Below are 18,396 nucleotides of genomic sequence, written 5' to 3'. Positions count from 1 at the left end.
GGGAGAGATGAGAACAATCATCAGATGACCTCCGGGCTGGATGGTGTGGGTGAGAGGCTGGACAACGACCCAAGCGGGGCTCGTTACGGCTGCTTCCTTCCGGATCTGACCGGGTTGGCGAGGCGCCTGCCCGCGCCAACCTCTCACCGCGATATCTATGCGTCTTGCGAAACGGATGCAAGGGTCTGGGCGCAAGCCATATGGCCTAGCCGTCCAGCAACAGCTGGCGAAACCCCTGCGCATCCAGCCCAAGATCCTGCACCGAAGGCGCAAGCGGTCCGAAATGGGCGGGTGTCACTGCCGGAGATGTCTTCAGGTGTACCGAGGCGGCCATCGGCGTGAACTGCCACGGCATTTGCGGCACCGGGTTCAGAGTTCGGGTTTCGCGCAGATAGGCCGACAGGCAATGGCGCAGGGTCTTGGCGCTGAACAGCAACTCCGCCGGATCGGGGGGAGCATGATAGCCGCCCCCGCCGCAGGCCCGGAAGGCGCTGGTCACCATGGCGAAGCGATCCGTGTCCGCCACCGCCGTGCCCATGTGACTCAATCGCCGGATGCGACCGGGGCCGTGGCGTGGTTTGCGGGCGCCGCTGATCGCGTCGAACCATGATGGGGCTTGCAAGTCGATCTGGTAGGTGATCCCAAAGACTGTATCCAGATTATAACCGGGAGCGCCTTGAACCAGCAAAGACTGCGGTTCCGGGTCCGGTCTCACCTGCTGATAGCATGCCGCGGCGCGTTCCAGCCACAACCGAAGCTGGGCGCCGGTGATTTCGAACACGCACAGACGATTGGGAAACGGGGCAAGGTCCAGCAGATCACGTTCGCGGATCGGGCCTGCGGGAAGATCGACAAAGGCCAAGGGTCCGGCACGCCCGCCCATCCGGATCGGCGCCACCGCAGACAGCAGGGGCAGATCGCCCAGCGGATCATCCTTCAGCAGGCGTTGCGCGGTCCAGACCTGCGCATCCGAAAGCACGCGCAGGGCAGGGGCCTGCCCCGCCATGGCGGCAATGGTGTGCAAAGGGATCGCGGTTGTGGCGATGGTGTCGCTCAGGCTGGTGCGGGTTCGCGCGTGGTGCTGTGCCGTGGCCTTGAGGACAGCGGGATCGGCGGGCGGCGGGGGCGTGGGGATGCCGCGCAACGCGGCCTGCGCGCCGGTGACGCTCCAGCCCCGGTTGTCGTGCGCAAGCTCCAGATCCAGCAGGCCAAGATCCCGTCCATGCGCCCCGGCCATCAGCGCGGGCGTGCCGCAAATCGTGCCCCGTTCGGCATCGACGTCGGGATGGTCCGCATAGTCCGGCCCCGGCAGGCGCCCGTGGCTGTGACCGGTCAGTAGGGCGTCGATCCCGTCCAGCCGCGCGATCTTCTGGGCAAACAGGTCGGGCGGATCGGTGTCGGTATCCCTGCCGATGCCGGAATGGCACAGCGCCACGATCAGATCGGCGCCAGCGGCGCGCATCCGGGGGATCAGGGATTGCGTAACCTGCACGACATCTTCGGCCACGACCGCGCCGTCAAGGGCGGCGGTGTTCCACAGGATGGTTTGCGGCGGGGCCAGCCCAAGGACGCCCAGGCGCAGGGGATGTGTGCGCCCGGCACGATCCGTTACCTGCCGGTCCAGCAGAACAAAGGGCGGCGGCAGGGCCGGGGAAGATCCGGCCGCATTCCGCAGGTTGGCCAGCGCGAAGGGAAACCGGGCGGCGGCCATTGCCGCGTTCAGGGTCTCCAGCCCATAGTCGAAATCATGGTTGCCCAGCGTTGCTGCGTCATACCCCAGCGTGTTCATCGCCGCGATGATGGGATGGGGAGACGATAGATCCCCGGCAGCGGCGTCGGCCAGCGCCGTGCCTTGCAGGCTGTCGCCCACGTCGAACAGGCAGGTGTTGGCGGCCTCGCGCCGGGCGGCGTGGATCAGCGGTGCCAGAAGGGCCAGCCCGCGCGTGTCATCCTGTCGGTCGGTGGCATAGTTGAAGGGCCAGATCGCGGCATGCAGATCGGTCGTGCACAGAATCCGCAGGGACACCTGCGCTTGGTCCGGCGAGTGATCCGTGGTGGAAATCGGGTACCCTTTCCATGACGTTCGCGTCTGGTACGCATATCTTCACGGGGCCTTGGCGCCGGGGGCAAGGCGAGCCGCACCAAAGGTTGTATTTCTCGCGCAGCCGGGGTGTTCTCGCAACACCCGCGCCGGGCCGGCGGTTTGCATTCCGGCCGGGGCTGTGCGAAGCGGCGGGGCAGAAAAACAGGGGTCGAGCCGCATGTTTGACACGAATTCGCTGGCGTTCCGGGACTCGGGGCTGCAACGGGCCGGGCACCTGCGGTCCGATCCGGCCCGTCTGCGCGCGCTGTACGACAGTCCGGCGGCGCGTGTCTTGCCGTTCTGGCGGGGCAAGCCGCTGATCGCGGGCGATGTGGACACATTGGCCCCCGGATGGCTGCCGACGGGCGCGGCCGGCCTTGAGGCAGCCGTCGAAGCCCCCCTTTTCCTGGGAATGGACGCTGACACGCCCCGGTTTGCGCTGGACCTGTCGGCGTGGGAGCCGGATGCGGTGCCGGAGGGCGCGCTTGAGGCATTCTTCGATCCCTCGGAACAGGTGCATCCGGCCTTCCCCCCGCAGCACCGGTTTGCCGAATTGCGCGGCGCGATGACCGGGCTGACCCCGCGCGATGCCGAACTTGCCGCCACCGCCCGCGCCTTGTTGTCCTGGCACACACGCCACCGCTTCTGTTCGAACTGCGGGGCGGCGACCGACATCACGCAGGGCGGCTGGCAACGCGATTGTGCGACCTGCGATGGCAAGCATTTTCCGCGCACCGATCCGGTGGTCATCATGCTGATCACTCATGGCAACTCTCTGCTTCTGGGACGCTCTCCGCAGTGGCCCGAAGGCATGTATTCGCTGCTGGCGGGCTTCGTGGAACCCGGCGAGACGCTGGAAGCCGCCGTTCGGCGCGAGGTCGCCGAGGAAACTTCCGTCGATGTGGGCGCGGTGCACTATCTTGCCAGCCAGCCCTGGCCCTTCCCCTCGTCGCTGATGCTGGCCTGCCATGGCATCGCGCGCAGCACCGAAATCACCGTCGATCCGGTCGAGATCGAGGATGCCTGCTGGATCACCCGCGAAGAGTTGCTGGAGGTGTTCACGGGCGCCCATCCCACCATTCGTGCGCCTCGGCGGGGCGCCATTGCGGGGTTCATCATGGCGCAATGGCTGGCCGACCGGCTGGGAGACATGCCCAGATGAAGTTCAGCCACGAGGAAGAGATCGCCGTGTCCCGCGCCGCGGCCTTCGCGGGGTTTTCCGATCTCGACCGGCTGATTTCCGCAGTGGTGCCCGGGGACATGGCCTTGCGCCGCCAGAATCACAGCACGCCCTTGCAGCCCGGTGCGACTTGGCAATGCGATGTGACTTTTCACGGGTTGCAGCGCGAGGTGACGCTGTGCCTTGATGAGATCACCCCGCCCGACGGCTATGCCCTGACCGGGCGCACATCCGAGTTGAAGGTGAAGATCGCCGCCGGGTTCGCCGCCCTTGCGGCTGATCTGACACTGGCACGGTTTGATCTGTCGGTGCGCCCCTGTGCCCTGTCCGGGCATATGCTGATGCCGCCGCTGCACCTGCTGCGCCCGCGCATCGAGGAACGGCTGGTGCGCAACATCGCGGCCATGGCCCGGGCGCTGGAAACCCCGGCCTGAGCCCTATTCGTGGCGGCGCGGGTCGGCTGGATACACGCCAAGGATCGACAGGGTCGAGGTGTAGTATTCCAGCTCTTCCAGCGCACGGGCCACCGCCGGATCGTCGGGATGGCCCTCGATATCGGCGAAGAACTGGGTGGCGGTGAAGCTGCCGCCCACCATGTAGCTTTCCAGCTTGGTCATGTTGACGCCGTTGGTGGCGAAGCCGCCCATCGCCTTGTACAGCGCCGCCGGGATGTTGCGCACCCGGAAGACGAAGCTGGTCATCATCCCCGAGGTGCCGCGCCGCGACAGGTCAGGCGCGTTCGCCATGATCAGGAAGCGGGTGGTGTTGCGGTCGTGATCCTCGATGTGGCGGGCCAGCACCTCCAGCCCGTAGATCTCGCCCGCCAGTTCCGAGGCCAATGCGGCCATCGCCGGGTTGCCCTCTTCGGCCACCTGCTGGGCCGACCCGGCGGTGTCGGCGCCGACCACCGCGTGAATGCCATGTTCGCGCAGGAAGCCGCGGCACTGGCCCAGCAGCACGGTGTGGCTCATGGCCTCGCGCACATCGTCCAGTTTGGTGCCGGGCAGGGCCAGCAGGTTGATATGCACCCGCACGAAGGCCTCTTCGACGATGTGCAGCCCGCTTTCGGGCAAAAGCCGGTGAATGTCGGCAACCCGGCCATAGGTGGAGTTTTCGACCGGAAGCATCGCCAGCTCGGCGCGACCCTCGCGCACGGCCTCGATCACACCTTCGAAGGTGCGGCACGGAACCGCCTCGTAATTGGGGCGGGCATTGCGGCAAGCTTCGTGGGAGTAAGCGCCGGGTTCCCCCTGGAATGCGATGCGGGTCATGGCTGCGTCTCTCTGCTTCGGTTTTTCCCGTCAGGACGGGATCCTGCGGCTTTATGGTCGTTTGGTCGCGCCTCCTACACCTTGAACCGGGCAGACGGAAGCCGCTAGATGCGCGCAATCTGAAAGCACGAGGCGACAGAATGCTAGACACGATGACGATGACCAAAATTGTGGGCGCTTTCTGTGGCGCGCTGCTGGTCTATCTTCTGGGCGGCTGGGTTGGTGAGTCCCTGTATACCACCGGCGGCGGCCATGGCGATCACGGCGAGCAAGCCTACCTCATCGACACCGGCGAGGAAGACGGACACGGCGACAGCGATACCGCCGAGATCCAGGATTTTGCCTCGGTCCTGACCGAAGCCGATGCCGACAAGGGCGAGAAGGTCTTTGGCAAGTGCAAGGCCTGCCACAAGCTGGACGGCACCGACGGCACCGGCCCGCATCTTGACGGTGTGGTGGATCGTGGCATCGCCAGCATCGCGGGCTTTGCCTATTCCGACGCGCTGGCCGACAAATCCGCCGAAGCCTGGACCGCCGAGAACCTGGACGGGTTCCTGGAAAACCCCAAGAACTGGGCGCCGGGCACCAAGATGAGCTTTGCCGGTCTGAAAAAGATCACCGATCGCGCCAACCTGGTGGCCTATCTGCAGACCACAGGCAACTGAGCGTCAGCCCGGATCAAGACACTGTTCAGGCCGCCTTCCGGGGCGGCCTTTTTCTTGCGCGCTGTGGGTGTTCCTGCCTTCATTCGGGGGCCGTTCCGGGCAGATTTCCGACCCCGGTGGCACACGCAAATTCACGCTTGCGCAATCGCGGCTTGAACATGGTCGGCCCTGCCCACTAGCTTAAGCGCAACAGCTTGAATGACTGCATGGGGAGTAGCAGATGACGCCGATGACGCGCGCCACCACCAAGAAGGTGGCCCTTCTGGCCACGATCCTGTCCGCAACCGCCATTCCGGCCGTGTCGCAGGAAGATGTCACCACAGCGCACGCCTATTCCAACTTCGGCGCGATCAAGTACCCCGCCGATTTCACCCACTTGGACTATGTGAACCCCGACGCCCCGAAGGGCGGTGAAATCTCGGTCTGGGCACAGGGCAATTTCGACAGTTTCAACCAGTACGCCCGCGAAGGGGTGTCGGCCGCGCTCAACACCATCGGGACCGAGCGAATCATGACCTCGACCGCAGACGACCCCTATGGGCTGTACTGCTACCTGTGCACGACGCTGGAATACCCCGAAGATCTGTCTTGGGTGATCTTCAACCTGCGCGATGACGTGACCTTCCAGGATGGCACGCCGATGACCGCCGAGGATGTGGCCTTTACCCACCGGCTGTTCCTTGAGCAGGGCATCATCGAATACCGGCGGCTGGTCGAACGCTATTTCGACGGGGTCGAGGTCCTGGATCCCTATCGCATCAAGTTCAGTTTCACCGACGAGGCGGCGCTGCGCGACCGGGTCGGGCTGGCGGGCGGCACGCCCGTGTTCTCGAAGGCGTGGTTCGAGGAAACCGGCGTGCGGCTGGACAAGAGCACCAAGCGCCCCTTCATGTCGACCGGCGCCTACGTGCTGGACAGTTTCGACATCAACCGCCGCGTGGTCTATGCCCGCAACCCCGATTTCTGGGGCGCGGACCAGCCGTTCAACATCGGTCGCAACAACTTCGATCGCATCCGGGTGGAGTATTTCGCGGACGGCTCTGCCGCCTTCGAAGGGTTCAAATCCGGCGACTATACCTTCCGCACCGAAAGCTCGTCGCGCGACTGGGCCACGGGATACGACTTCCCGGCGCTCAAGGACGGCTATGTCACCAAGGTCGAAATCCCCGACGGCAATGTCGGCCAGCGCCTGAGCTGGGTGTTCAACCTGGACAAGGAAAAATGGCAGGACAAGCGCGTCCGTCAGGCCATCGGCATGATGTTCAACTTCGCTTGGTCGAACAACACGCTGTTCTATGATCTCTACAAACAGCCGGTGTCGTTCTGGCCAGGCACCGATCTGGCTGCCAGCGGCCTGCCCACGCCCGAGGAGATTGCCATCCTGCAACCGCTGGTGGACGAGGGCCTGCTGGATCCCGAGATCCTGACCGCCGAGGCCGATGTGCCCCTGCAACACGGGGCCGAGCGCAACCAGCCCAGCCGCCGGATTTTGCGCGCTGCCTCGCAATTGATGGACGAGGCCGGATGGATCACCGGGGACGACGGCATCCGCCGCAAGGACGGGCAAGAGCTGGAGGTTGTCATCATCCAGTTCAGCCCGCTGTATGACCGCATCGTGAACCCCTACATCAATAACCTGAAACTCCTGGGCGTCACGGGACGGCTGGACCGGATCGACACCGCGCAATACGTCGAACGCCGCCGCAAGGGCGATTTCGACCTGACCAATCAGGGCTTCCAGATGGGGTTTGAGCCCTCGAGCGGGCTGCTGCAGTGGTTCGGCTCCGCTACCGCCGACAACAGCTCGCGCAACCTTGCACGGCTGCGCAGCCCGGCGGTGGACAGGTTGGTAAGCGAGGTCACGGCCGCCGAAACGCTGGAGGATCTGACCACCGCCACCCATGCGCTGGATCGCACGCTGCGGGCGCTGAACTATGAGATCCCGCTGTGGTACAACGACAAGCACTGGGTGGCCTATTACAACATGTATGGCCATCCCGACCCGCTGCCGCCGCTGGACCTCGGCCAGTTCGATTTCTGGTGGTATGACGCCGAAGGCGCCGCCGCGCTGAAGGCCGCCGGGGTTCTGAGGTAACCCATGGGTCCCTATATCCTGCGCCGTCTGGCGCTGATCATTCCGACTCTCATCGGCATCATGCTGATCAACTTCATACTGGTGCAATTCGTGCCCGGCGGACCCGTTGAACAGATCCTTGCCCGGATCGAAGGGCAGGGGGATGTGTTCGGCAGTTTCGCGGGCGGCGGTGGCGATGCCGGCGGCGGGGGCACCGATGCCGGTGACGGTTATCTGGGCGCACGTGGCCTGCCACCGGATTTCATCGAGCAACTGGAAAAGGAATTCGGCTTCGACAAGCCCGCGTGGCAGCGGTTCCTGAACATGCTGGTGAATTATGCCCGCTTCGATTTCGGCGAAAGCTACTTCCGGTCGATCAGCGTGGTCGATCTGGTGAAGGAGAAAATGCCGGTGTCGATCTCGCTGGGGTTGTGGTCAACGCTGATCGCCTATCTGGTGTCGATCCCGCTGGGCATTCGCAAAGCGGTCAAGGACGGATCCCGGTTCGACACCTGGACCAGCGGCGCGATCATCGTGGCCTATGCGATTCCCGGCTTCCTGTTCGCGATCCTGCTGCTGGTGCTGTTCGCGGGTGGCTCTTACCTGAAATGGTTCCCGCTGCGTGGCCTGACCTCGGACAATTTCGCGGACCTGACCCTGATGGGCAAGATCATCGACTATTTCTGGCACATCACCCTGCCGGTGCTGGCCTCGACCATCTCGGCCTTCGCGACGCTGACGCTGCTGACCAAGAATTCCTTCCTTGAGGAGATCAAGAAGCAATACGTGATGACCGCCAAGGCCAAGGGGCTGACCGAGCGCCGGGTGCTGTATGGCCATGTGTTCCGCAACGCCATGCTGATCGTCATCGCGGGGTTTCCGGCGGTCTTCGTGTCGGTGTTCTTCGGCGGCTCGCTGATTATCGAAACGATCTTCTCGCTGGACGGTCTGGGCCGGCTGGGCTTCGAGGCGGCGGTCAGTCGCGACTACCCTGTGATTTTCGGCACGCTCTACGTCTTCGGCCTGATCGGCCTGCTGATGGGGCTGGTGTCGGACCTGATGTATGTGTGGATCGATCCACGCATCGACTTCGAGACGCGGGAGACCTGAGATGGCCGTTGCTGACACGACCGTCCCCCCCCGCAAGTCGCGGCTGTCCCCCCTGAACCAGCGGCGCTGGCGCAACTTCCGCGCCAACGGTCGGGCGTTCTGGTCGCTGATCCTGTTCTCTTTGCTGTTCGGCCTGTCGCTGTTTGCCGAGTTCATCGCCAACGACAAGCCGCTGCTGGTGAAATACGAGGGCGCGTTCTACACCCCGATCTTCAACTTCTATCCCGAAACCCAGTTCGGCGGCGATTTCCGCACCGAAGCCGTCTATCGCGACATCGAGGTGCAATGCCTGATCGTCTCGGGTGGGCTGGAGGATTGCTGGGACGATCCCGAAGCTGTCATCGACAGCGTGCAGGAAACCGGACAATTCGACGGGCAGGAGGTCACGAAAGGCTGGCTGCTGTGGCCGGTCATTCCCTACAGCTACAACACCGTCAGCGACATCGTCGGCACCGCGCCGTCGGCGCCCGATGCCGCCCACTGGCTGGGCACCGATGACACCGCGCGCGACGTGATGGCCCGCGTGATATATGGCTTCCGCCTGTCGGTGCTGTTTGCGCTGGTGGTCACCGCGCTGACCTCGATCATCGGCATCGCGGCGGGGGCCGTGCAGGGCTATTTCGGCGGCTGGATCGACCTGATCTTCCAGCGCGTGATCGAGCTTTGGGGCGCGACGCCGAGCCTCTATATCATCATCATTGTGGCGGCGATCTTCCAGATGAACTTCTGGCTGCTGGTGTTCCTGATGGTGCTGTTCGGCTGGACCGCGCTGGTCGGCGTGGTGCGGGCCGAATTCCTGCGTGCGCGCAACTTCGAATACGTCCGCGCCGCCCGCGCACTGGGGGTCAGCAACGGCATCATCATGTTCCGCCACGTGCTGCCCAATGCCATGGTGGCGACGCTGACCATGCTGCCCTTCGTCATCACCGGCACGCTGGGCTCGCTCGCCGCGCTGGATTTCCTCGGTTTCGGGTTGCCATCCTCGGCCCCGTCGCTGGGGGAACTGACCTTGCAGGCCAAGCAGAACCTGCAGGCCCCGTGGCTGGGCTTCACCGCATTTTTCACCTTCGCCATCATGCTGTCGCTTCTGGTCTTCATCTTCGAAGGCGTGCGCGACGCGTTCGACCCCAGAAAGACCTTCGCATGAGTGATCCGGTTCTCAGTGTCAGCGGCCTGCGCGTTGGTTTCAGCCAGGATGGCCGGACGGTCGAAGCGGTGAAGGGCGTCAGCTTCGACGTGGGCGCGGGCGAGACCGTCGCGCTGGTGGGCGAATCAGGGTCCGGAAAATCGGTGACGGCGCTGTCCACCGTGGCGCTGTTGCCCGAAAGCGCGCAGACCGACGGCTCGGTCACCTTCCGCGGCCAGCAGATGGTCGGCGCCTCGGCGGCCAAACTGCGCGAGATTCGCGGCAATGACATCAGCTTCATCTTCCAGGAGCCGATGACCTCGCTGAACCCGCTGCACACGCTGGAAAAGCAGATCGGCGAAAGTCTGGCCCTGCACCAGGGGCTGACCGGCGATGCGGCGCGGGCGCGGATCATCGATCTGTTGCAGAAGGTGGGCATCCGCGACGCGGAGAGCCGTCTGGACGCCTATCCGCACCAGCTGTCCGGCGGACAGCGGCAGCGGGTGATGATCGCCATGGCGCTGGCCAACGGGCCGGAACTGCTGATCGCGGACGAGCCGACGACGGCGCTGGATGTGACCATCCAGGCGCAGATCCTGGCGCTTCTGGCCGACCTGAAAAAGGCCGAGGGCATGAGCCTGCTGTTCATCACCCACGATCTGGGCATCGTGCGGCGCATTGCCGACCGGGTCTGCGTGATGAAGGATGGCGAGATCGTCGAATCCGGCAAGACCGCCGAGATCTTCGCCAACCCGCAACACCCCTACACCCGGAAACTGCTGGAAGCCGAACCCACCGGTCTGCCCGATCCGGCCCCCGATACCGGGACCGAGGTCGTGTCCTGCACCGATCTGCGGGTCTGGTTCCCGATCACCAAGGGCTTCCTGCGCAAGACCGTCGGCCATGTGAAGGCCGTCAACGCCGCCACCCTGTCGGTGCGGCAGGGCGAGACGCTGGGCATCGTCGGCGAATCCGGCTCGGGCAAGACCACGCTGGCGCTGGCGCTGATGCGGCTGGTCGGCTCGAAAGGGCCGATCGTCTACATGGGGCGCGATATCTCGGGGCTGAAAACGCGGGCGTTGCGGCCGTTGCGCAAGGACATGCAGATCGTCTTTCAGGATCCCTTCGGCTCGCTCAGTCCGCGCATGAACGTGGGCGAGATCATCGCCGAGGGGCTGGGCGTGCATGGCACTGAAAGCGGCAAGACCCCGGCCCAGATGGTGGCCGAGATCCTGGTCGAGGTGGGGCTGGAACCGGCCATGGCCGACCGCTATCCGCACGAGTTCTCGGGCGGGCAGCGCCAGCGTATCGCCATTGCCCGCGCCATGATCCTGCGGCCCAAGCTGGTGGTTCTGGACGAGCCGACCTCGGCGCTGGACATGACGGTGCAGGTGCAGATCGTCGATCTTCTGCGCGACCTGCAACGCCGCCATGGGCTGGCCTATCTGTTCATCAGCCATGACCTGCGGGTGGTGCGCGCGCTTAGCCACAAGGTGCTGGTGATGAAGGCCGGGGACATCGTGGAATCGGGCCGCAGCGAAGACGTCTTCAGCGCGCCGAAATCAGACTATACCCGCGACCTGCTGGCCGCGGCGCTGAACCTGGATGCGCGCCATACGGCGGCCTGAACGGCAACGCCCGGCCTGCGGGATGCAGACCGGGCGCATGAGGCTGGATAGGTGCGGCAGTCAGACCGCCGAGCTGTGGCCTGATTTCGCCAACTCGTAGGCATCGAAACTGCGCGCGATCATGCGGGTCAGGGGGCGGCCGTCGCGGGTGATCTCCAACCCGTGCGGGGTCTGCTGCACGAAGCCCGCGAAGGTGTGCAGCGCCGGCTTGTAAAGCGCGGCCAGTTGCGCGGGCGTGACCCCGAAGTCACGGGCCAGCTCTGCGCTCGACACCCGGAAATCGCACATCAGGGCCTCGATGATGCGGGCGCGGATCAGATCCTCGCCCCGGAAAGCATGCCCCTTGGCGGTGGCAAACTGCCCGGCGCGCACATGCTTGGTGTAGACCCCGGTGCTGGGCGCGTTCTGGGCAAACCCCTGCGGGAAGCGCGAGATCGACGAGGCGCCGACGCCGACAAGAACCGGCGCGGTGTCATCGGTATAGCCCTGGAAGTTGCGCTTCAGGCGGCCTTCCTCCTGCGCCAGGGCCAGCCCGTCGCTGGGCCGGGCGAAATGGTCGATGCCGATCTCGGCATAGCCGTCCCATGCGAACAGCTCGCGCGCGGTTTCGAACAGTTCCAGCCGCTGGGCCGGGGTGGGAAGGGCGTCCGAGGGGATCATCGACTGGCGCCGTGCCATCCACGGCACATGGGCGTAGCCATACAGCGCCACCCGGTCAGAGTTCAGCGACAGCAGCCGTTGCACGCTGTCGGCGATACGCGCGTTGGTCTGGTGCGGCAGGCCGTACAGGATGTCGGTATTCAGGCTTTCGATGCCCCGGTCGCGGATGTCCTCGACCACCTGGCGGGTCAGGTCATAGCCCTGGATCCGTCCGATGGTTTCCTGGATCTTCGGGTCGAAGTCCTGCACGCCGATGCTGGCCCGCGTCATCCCGGCGGCGACCAGCGCGTCAAGGCGGGGATGGTCGATCTCGTTCGGGTCGATCTCGACCGAAAACTCGCCGTCCTCGGCCATGGGCGTCATGTCGAAGATCGTATCGGCCAGCTCGCGCATCATGTCGGGCGCCAGCAGGGTCGGCGTGCCGCCGCCCCAATGCAGCCGCGACAGGGTCACGCCGGGCGCAAGATGCGCCTTCAGATGGCCGATCTCGGTTTTCAGGGTTTCAAGGTACAGGCGAACCGTGTCCAGATTCGACGTGCCCTGGGTGCGGCAGGCGCAGAACCAGCACAGGCGACGACAAAACGGCACATGCACATAAAGCGATATGCGGCTGTTTGCCGGAATGGCCTGAATCCACGACGAAACCTTGGCCTCATCGACGCTTTGATCGAATTGCGGCGAGGTCGGGTAGCTGGTATAGCGCGGCACCCGGCTGTCGAAGAGACCCAGTCGGGAGAGTTGAGTTAGAGTGTCCATGCCGGTACGCTAAGCTCATTAATTCGTGCCGGACATTGATCCGCATCAAATAGGGTTCCCATGCGCGCACATTCGCTGGCCACCACTCCGAATCTGAAGTGCGATGATTGTCCGATCCGCCATCGCGCGGTTTGCGCAAAGTGCGAAACCGACGAACTGCGGGAACTGGACGCTCTGAAATACTATCGCACCGTGCCGGCCGGGCAGACCGTGGTCTGGTCCGGGGACGAGATGGATTTCGTGGCTTCGATTGTCAGCGGCATCGCCACGCTGACCCAGACGATGGAAGACGGCCGCACCCAGATGGTCGGCCTGTTGCTGCCGTCGGATTTCGTGGGTCGGCCGGGGCGCGCACAGGCGGCCTATGACGTGACCGCGACCACCGAGGTGACGCTGTGCTGTTTCCGCAAACGCCCGTTCGAGGAAATGATGCGGCGCACGCCGAACATCGGCCAGCGGCTGCTGGAGATGACGCTGGACGAACTGGACGCGGCGCGCGAATGGATGCTGCTTCTGGGCCGCAAGACCGCGCGCGAGAAGATCGCGACGCTGCTGACCATCATCGTGCGCCGGGATGCCTCGCTGCAACTGATGGGACGCGACGGACCGCTGGAATTCGACCTGCCGCTGACCCGCGAGGCCATGGCCGATTATCTGGGCCTGACCCTGGAAACCGTCAGCCGCCAGGTTTCGGCCCTGCGCCGTGACGGGGTGATTGTCCTGAAAGGCAAACGCCACATCACCATCCCCGATTTCGACCGTCTGCTGGAGGAAACCGGGGACGATGCCGATGGTGGCATGCTGACCTGAGCCTAGTGGGCCAGCAACAGCGGCAGTGGCGCGTCGCTGAGAATGTCGCGCGTGGCGCCGCCCAGAAGGGCTTCGCGGAACCGCGAATGGCCGTAAGCGCCCATCACCAGGAGATCCGCGTCGGTGTCGCGCACATGGGTCAGGATCACGTCCGACACCCGGTCAGAGCCTTTCGGGCACTGATCGATCTGCACCTTGACGCCGTGCCGGTCGAGCATGGTCGACAGGTCCTCTCCGGGCGTGCCGGAATGGCGGATGCGCCGCGACGGGGTGACCATGGTGACACGGGCATCCTCGCAGGCTTGCAGCAGGGGCAGGGCGGCGCGGGTGGCGTGCAGCGCCTCGCCGCTTTCGTCCCAGCCGATCACGGCGCGCTTGGGGAACCCGGCGGGCAGGCCGCCCTTCGGTGCGATCAGCACCGGCGCCGTGCCGGAAAACAGCACCGCTTCCAGAATCGCTTCGGTTTCCACGTGGCCCTCGTCGCCATAGGGCGGGGGCAGGATCACAAGATCCACGAATCGGGCCAGTTGCGAGACGACATCGCCCAACACACCGTATTGGCTGACGATTCCGCGCGCCGACCAGCGGACACCTTCTGATTCGGCAAGTGCTTCGGCCTGGGTCAGCAGGTCCTGGGCCCGTTCGCGGGCCATATCGATACTGGTCTCCTGCAGCATCGAATCCGCACCCGCGAAATAGTAGCCCATCTGCACTTCATCGATGCCGATGCAGATGATTTCGAGGTGTGCGTCAAAATGCCGAGCTAGCTGCGCTGCAGCAGAAATTTGCTGCGCTGCGTCATCCGGACTGCGGATCAGGGTCAACAATGTCTTGTAGGACATGGGGGAAGCTCCTTTCGGCGCGAGATTGAAAACGTGCGACTTTCAGCCCGCACTGCATAGCCTATCACATGCGCTACAGTCGCTTTTGACATGGATCAATGCCTTGCGCAGGCACCGTGTGGATACCGAGGGATACTGTCAGGCTGACAGTCCCAATCTTCGGAACCGGGCGTGAGGGTGTTCGGACAAAGCCGGGATGGGACGCAGAAGGGAACGAGAATGACCGATTATTTCAAGCTGGTTGCGCTGGGGCTGATCACCCTTGCAGCCGCTATAGCGGCGAATTACGCAAGAGACCTTGCGTATTTCGTCCACGCAATTCTGATCATGCTCATCGCGGCGGGGATGTTCCTCTACACCCTCCGCAAAGTCGATGATGTGAAAATTTCCACCAAGGCCCCCGATGACGAATACATGGATGACGTGATCCGTTACGGGGTCATTGCAACCACGTTCTGGGGTGTCGTCGGATTTCTGGCCGGCACGTTCATCGCGGCTCAGCTGGCCTTTCCGGTCCTGAACTTCGAATTTGCCCAGCCGTACATGAACTTCGGCCGCCTGCGTCCGCTGCACACCTCGGCGGTGATTTTCGCCTTTGGCGGCAACGCACTGATCTGTACCTCGTTCTACATCGTCCAGCGCACCTGCGCGGCCCGTCTCTGGGGCGGCAACCTGGCGTGGTTCGTCTTCTGGGGTTACCAGCTGTTCATCATTCTGGCGGCAACAGGCTATGTCCTGGGCGGTACACAGTCCAAGGAATACGCCGAGCCTGAATGGTACGTCGATCTGTGGCTGACCATCGTCTGGGTGGCCTATCTGGCGATCTTCATCGGGACCCTCGTGAAACGGAAAGAGCCGCACATCTACGTGGCCAACTGGTTCCTGCTGTCGTTCATCGTGACCGTCGCGATGCTGCATGTGGTCAACAACATGGTGGTTCCGGTGTCGATCTTCGGCTCGGATTCGGTGCAGGTCTTTGCCGGTGTGCAGGATGCCATGACGCAGTGGTGGTATGGCCATAACGCCGTGGGCTTCTTCCTGACCGCGGGCTTCCTGGGCATGATGTACTACTTCGTGCCGAAGCAGGCCGAACGTCCGGTCTACAGCTACAAGCTGTCGATCATTCACTTCTGGGCACTGATCTTCCTGTACATCTGGGCCGGTCCGCACCACCTGCACTATACGGCTCTGCCGGACTGGGCAGGGACGCTTGGGATGGTGATGTCGGTGATCCTGTGGATGCCCAGCTGGGGCGGCATGATCAACGGTCTGATGACCCTGTCGGGCGCCTGGGACAAGCTGCGCACCGACCCGGTGATCCGGATGATGGTGGTGTCCATCGGCTTCTACGGCATGTCGACCTTCGAGGGTCCGATGATGTCGATCCGCGCGGTGAACTCGCTGTCGCACTACACCGACTGGACCATCGGTCACGTCCACTCTGGCGCTTTGGGCTGGAACGGCATGATCACCTTCGGCGCGCTGTACTTCCTGGTGCCGCGCCTGTGGAACCGCGAGCGTCTGTATTCGCTGTCCATGGTCAGCTGGCACTTCTGGCTCGCCACCATCGGCATCGTGCTCTACGCGGCATCCATGTGGGTGACCGGCATCATGGAAGGCCTGATGTGGCGTGAAGTGGATGCCAACGGCTTCCTCGTGAACTCCTTCGCCGATACCGTGGCGGCCAAGTTCCCGATGTATGTCGTGCGTGCTCTGGGTGGTCTGATGTATGTCGTCGGTGCCCTGATCATGGCCTATAACCTGTACATGACGGCAACCCGTGGCGAGGCGAAAGCCCCGGCCGCAGTTGCCGCCCCGGCCGAGTAAGGAGCACGACACATGTCCATCCTTAAGAAGCACAAGATCATTGAAACCAATGTCACGCTGCTGCTGGTGTTCAGCTTCATCGTGGTGACCATCGGGGGCATCGTTGAAATCGCGCCGCTGTTTTACCTGGAGAACACGATCGAGGATGTAGAGGGCATGCGCCCCTACTCCCCGCTCGAACTTCAGGGGCGCGACATCTACATCCGCGAGGGCTGTTATGTGTGCCACAGCCAGATGATCCGTCCCATGCGGGACGAGGTCGAACGCTATGGCCACTACTCGCTGGCGGCGGAGTCGATGTACGACCGTCCGTTCCAGTGGGGATCGAAGCGGACCGGGCCTGACCTGGCCCGTGTCGGCGGCCGCTACTCGGACGACTGGCACGTCGCCCACCTGGTAGACCCGCAGTCGGTGGTGCCCGAGTCGATCATGCCGAAATACGCGTTCCTGCTGGATACCCATCTGCATCCGGATCACATCGGCGACACGCTGAAGGCGCACAAGATCGTGGGTGTGCCTTACACCGACGAGATGATCGCCAGTGCCAAGGCCGACTTCGTGGCCCAGGCCAATCCGGACAGCGACTATGACGCGCTGCTGGAGCGGTATCCGGGCGCACAGGTGCGCAACTTCGACGGCGAGCCGGGGATCTCGGAAATGGATGCCCTGTTGGCCTATCTTCAGATGTTGGGCACGTTGGTCGACTTCTCGACCTTCACACCCGACGCAAGCCGGTAAAGCGGGGACGCCATGGAAACCTACACTCTGCTTCGCCAATTCGCCGATAGCTGGATGATGCTGTTCATCTTCGCCTTCTTCATCGGCGTGGTCATCTACGTGATTTTTGGCAACCGTCAGAAGTACCGGGATACGGCAGACGTGATTTTCAGGCACGAAGACAAGCCCCTGAGCGATGAGGACAAGGACCGCTAAGGCGGTCCCACCCCCCCAACCGCGAAGGCGGCAAGGAGACTCGATTATGAGCAACAAACCTGATGAACAAGACGGGGTCCCCACCACCGGCCACAGCTGGGACGGGATCGAGGAATTTGACAACCCCATGCCGCGATGGTGGCTGTGGTGCTTCTACGCCACCATTGTCTGGGGCATCGGATATTCCATCGCCTATCCGGCGTGGCCGATGATCAACAAGGCCACGGCCGGGATCCTCGGGTTCTCGACCCGCGGCGATCTGGCCGCGGACATGGAGGCAGCCGAAGCCGCCCATGGAGACCTGAACGCGGCGCTGGCCTCGATCGACCTGACCGAGGTGGCCAACAACGCCTCTCTGGATCAGTTCGCGGTCAGCAAGGGCGCGGCGGTCTACCGGACCTGGTGCTCGCAGTGCCACGGCTCGGGGGCTGCCGGTGCGATCGGGTTCCCGAACCTGCTGGACGACGCCTGGCTCTGGGGCGGTGACATCGAAGCCATCCAGACCACCGTCATGCACGGCATCCGCAACGAGGAAGATCCGGACGCCCGGTATTCCGAGATGCCTCGCTTCGGGGCTGACGACCTGCTGGAATCCGAACAGATCGACCAGGTGGTCAACTACGTGATGAGCCTGTCGGGCGATCCGGTGGATGCCGAGGCCGCGGCGGCGGGCGAGGAAGTCTACATGGACAACTGTGCCGCGTGCCACGCCGAAGACGGCACCGGCGACCGCGATCAGGGCGCGCCGAACCTGACCGACGCCGTGTGGCTTTACGGCGGCGACTACGACGCCGTGATGGAGTCGGTCGAGAACGCCCGCTTCGGTGTCATGCCGCCGTGGCAAGGCCGCCTGACGCAGGCCGAAATCAACGCCGTGTCCGTCTATGTGCACCAGCTGGGCGGCGGCGAATAAGCCGAATCGCGCTGGCGACATGAAAAGGCCGGGCCTCTGTGCCCGGCCTTTTTCGGTCCGGCGACGGGAAGATCAGCTGCGGCGGACCGGCAGAACCCAGCCTTGCAGCAGATCGTGGCGCGTGGGGACGGTCTTGCGGGGTGCCTGGCCGGTCATGCGGGCAGGGCGGGGGGTCATGTTCGCGCGGGGCATCGAGGATATTCCTTTCCGACTGTGATGACTGTCCTTTCAATCTGCCCCACAGATATCGGGCCGGGGAGTGGGCAATCTCGGACCTCTCGCACGCCTTGGTTGCATGTCGGGTCAGAAATCCCGCCATTTTCATGCAAAACATCGCATGTGTGAGGCGGAAAGGCGCATCGACCTATTCCCTTCTTGGGATCAGAAAGGCGCTCAAGGTACACCTCGTCCAGGACAGGACCCCACCCAAGCAGTGCCTTTGCGTCGCGCCCTCTGGAGGTTTGATACAGGTCAATTACCTTCTGAAAGGCCTATGCGAGATACAGCAATGCTGTCGC

Annotated in this window: 16 protein-coding genes and 1 other RNA gene; 12 read left to right on the top strand and 5 right to left on the bottom strand. The window is 63.9% G+C overall.

The window, feature by feature from the left end; translation table 11 throughout:
• Positions 1–48 precede the first annotated feature (48 nt).
• Together ffs and ACP15K_RS01375 are read right to left on the bottom strand one after the other, a co-directional pair.
• Positions 49–145: signal recognition particle sRNA small type (ffs, locus tag ACP15K_RS01380), an RNA gene on the bottom strand.
• Between the two features lie 60 nt (positions 146–205).
• Entirely contained in the window at positions 206–2,026 is a 1,821-nt protein-coding gene (locus ACP15K_RS01375) for a 5'-nucleotidase C-terminal domain-containing protein (protein ID WP_424989631.1), read from the bottom strand.
• Between the two features lie 235 nt (positions 2,027–2,261).
• Between ACP15K_RS01375 and nudC the strand changes: the two genes are divergently transcribed.
• Together nudC and ACP15K_RS01365 are read left to right on the top strand one after the other, a co-directional pair.
• On the top strand, positions 2,262–3,245 hold the full coding sequence (gene nudC / locus ACP15K_RS01370; RefSeq protein ID WP_193139562.1) for an NAD(+) diphosphatase: 984 nt from the start codon (positions 2,262–2,264) through the stop codon (positions 3,243–3,245).
• Positions 3,242–3,697 (top strand): hypothetical protein, encoded by a 456-nt coding sequence (locus ACP15K_RS01365; protein ID WP_193139560.1) that lies wholly within the window; start codon positions 3,242–3,244, stop codon positions 3,695–3,697. The genes nudC and ACP15K_RS01365 overlap by 4 nt, the downstream gene beginning before the upstream one ends.
• A 3-nt stretch (positions 3,698–3,700) precedes the next feature.
• Here ACP15K_RS01365 and ACP15K_RS01360 read toward each other — a convergent pair whose 3' ends face one another.
• On the bottom strand, positions 3,701–4,534 hold the full coding sequence (locus ACP15K_RS01360) for a prephenate dehydratase (protein WP_193139558.1): 834 nt from the start codon (positions 4,532–4,534) through the stop codon (positions 3,701–3,703).
• 140 nt (positions 4,535–4,674) lie between these two features.
• Here ACP15K_RS01360 and ACP15K_RS01355 point away from each other — a divergent pair, with 140 nt between their 5' ends.
• From ACP15K_RS01355 to ACP15K_RS01335, 5 genes are all read left to right on the top strand, one after another.
• Positions 4,675–5,199 carry a c-type cytochrome gene (locus ACP15K_RS01355; protein ID WP_424989630.1) on the top strand — a complete coding sequence of 175 codons (525 nt, stop codon included), beginning with the start codon at positions 4,675–4,677 and terminating at the stop codon, positions 5,197–5,199.
• 220 nt (positions 5,200–5,419) lie between these two features.
• Positions 5,420–7,294: an extracellular solute-binding protein gene (locus ACP15K_RS01350; protein ID WP_424989629.1), complete on the top strand. Its 1,875-nt coding sequence runs from the start codon at positions 5,420–5,422 to the stop codon at positions 7,292–7,294.
• A gap of 3 nt (positions 7,295–7,297) precedes the next feature.
• Positions 7,298–8,383, top strand: a complete 1,086-nt coding sequence (locus ACP15K_RS01345) for a microcin C ABC transporter permease YejB (RefSeq protein ID WP_193139553.1) — start codon at positions 7,298–7,300, stop codon at positions 8,381–8,383.
• A 1-nt stretch (position 8,384) separates the two neighbouring features.
• Positions 8,385–9,530 (top strand): ABC transporter permease, encoded by a 1,146-nt coding sequence (locus ACP15K_RS01340; protein WP_424989628.1) that lies wholly within the window; start codon positions 8,385–8,387, stop codon positions 9,528–9,530.
• Positions 9,527–11,137, top strand: a complete 1,611-nt coding sequence (locus ACP15K_RS01335; protein ID WP_424989627.1) for an ABC transporter ATP-binding protein — start codon at positions 9,527–9,529, stop codon at positions 11,135–11,137. Before ACP15K_RS01340 ends, ACP15K_RS01335 begins: the two co-directional genes overlap by 4 nt.
• A gap of 60 nt (positions 11,138–11,197) precedes the next feature.
• On the opposite strand, the gene hemN is transcribed toward ACP15K_RS01335, so the two are convergent.
• Entirely contained in the window at positions 11,198–12,553 is a 1,356-nt protein-coding gene (gene hemN / locus ACP15K_RS01330) for an oxygen-independent coproporphyrinogen III oxidase (protein WP_424989626.1), read from the bottom strand.
• A gap of 60 nt (positions 12,554–12,613) precedes the next feature.
• Between hemN and fnrL the strand changes: the two genes are divergently transcribed.
• Complete coding sequence (gene fnrL, locus ACP15K_RS01325; RefSeq protein WP_193139544.1) at positions 12,614–13,363, top strand: transcriptional regulator FnrL; 750 nt, start codon at positions 12,614–12,616, stop codon at positions 13,361–13,363.
• Positions 13,364–13,365: 2 nt separating this feature from the next.
• Here the strand turns inward: fnrL and ACP15K_RS01320 are convergent, their stop codons facing one another.
• Positions 13,366–14,205 (bottom strand): universal stress protein, encoded by an 840-nt coding sequence (locus tag ACP15K_RS01320; protein WP_424989625.1) that lies wholly within the window; start codon positions 14,203–14,205, stop codon positions 13,366–13,368.
• 219 nt (positions 14,206–14,424) lie between these two features.
• Here ACP15K_RS01320 and ccoN point away from each other — a divergent pair, with 219 nt between their 5' ends.
• From ccoN to ccoP, 4 genes are read left to right on the top strand one after another with little or no spacing between them, the layout of a single operon-like run.
• Positions 14,425–16,032, top strand: coding sequence for a cytochrome-c oxidase, cbb3-type subunit I (ccoN, locus tag ACP15K_RS01315; protein WP_193139540.1), 1,608 nt, complete (start codon positions 14,425–14,427; stop codon positions 16,030–16,032).
• A gap of 12 nt (positions 16,033–16,044) precedes the next feature.
• Complete coding sequence (gene ccoO, locus ACP15K_RS01310; protein ID WP_193139538.1) at positions 16,045–16,770, top strand: cytochrome-c oxidase, cbb3-type subunit II; 726 nt, start codon at positions 16,045–16,047, stop codon at positions 16,768–16,770.
• A gap of 12 nt (positions 16,771–16,782) precedes the next feature.
• On the top strand, positions 16,783–16,965 hold the full coding sequence (locus ACP15K_RS01305; protein ID WP_193139536.1) for a cbb3-type cytochrome c oxidase subunit 3: 183 nt from the start codon (positions 16,783–16,785) through the stop codon (positions 16,963–16,965).
• A gap of 46 nt (positions 16,966–17,011) precedes the next feature.
• A complete protein-coding gene (ccoP, locus tag ACP15K_RS01300) occupies positions 17,012–17,878 on the top strand; it encodes a cytochrome-c oxidase, cbb3-type subunit III (RefSeq protein ID WP_193139534.1) in 867 nt (288 codons plus the stop codon).
• The last annotated feature ends 518 nt before the right edge of the window (positions 17,879–18,396 follow it).

This window comes from Fluviibacterium sp. S390, assembly GCF_049800695.1.
Taxonomy (GTDB): Bacteria; Pseudomonadota; Alphaproteobacteria; order Rhodobacterales; family Rhodobacteraceae; genus Meridianimarinicoccus.
This window is presented reverse-complemented; position numbering and strand designations above follow the sequence as displayed.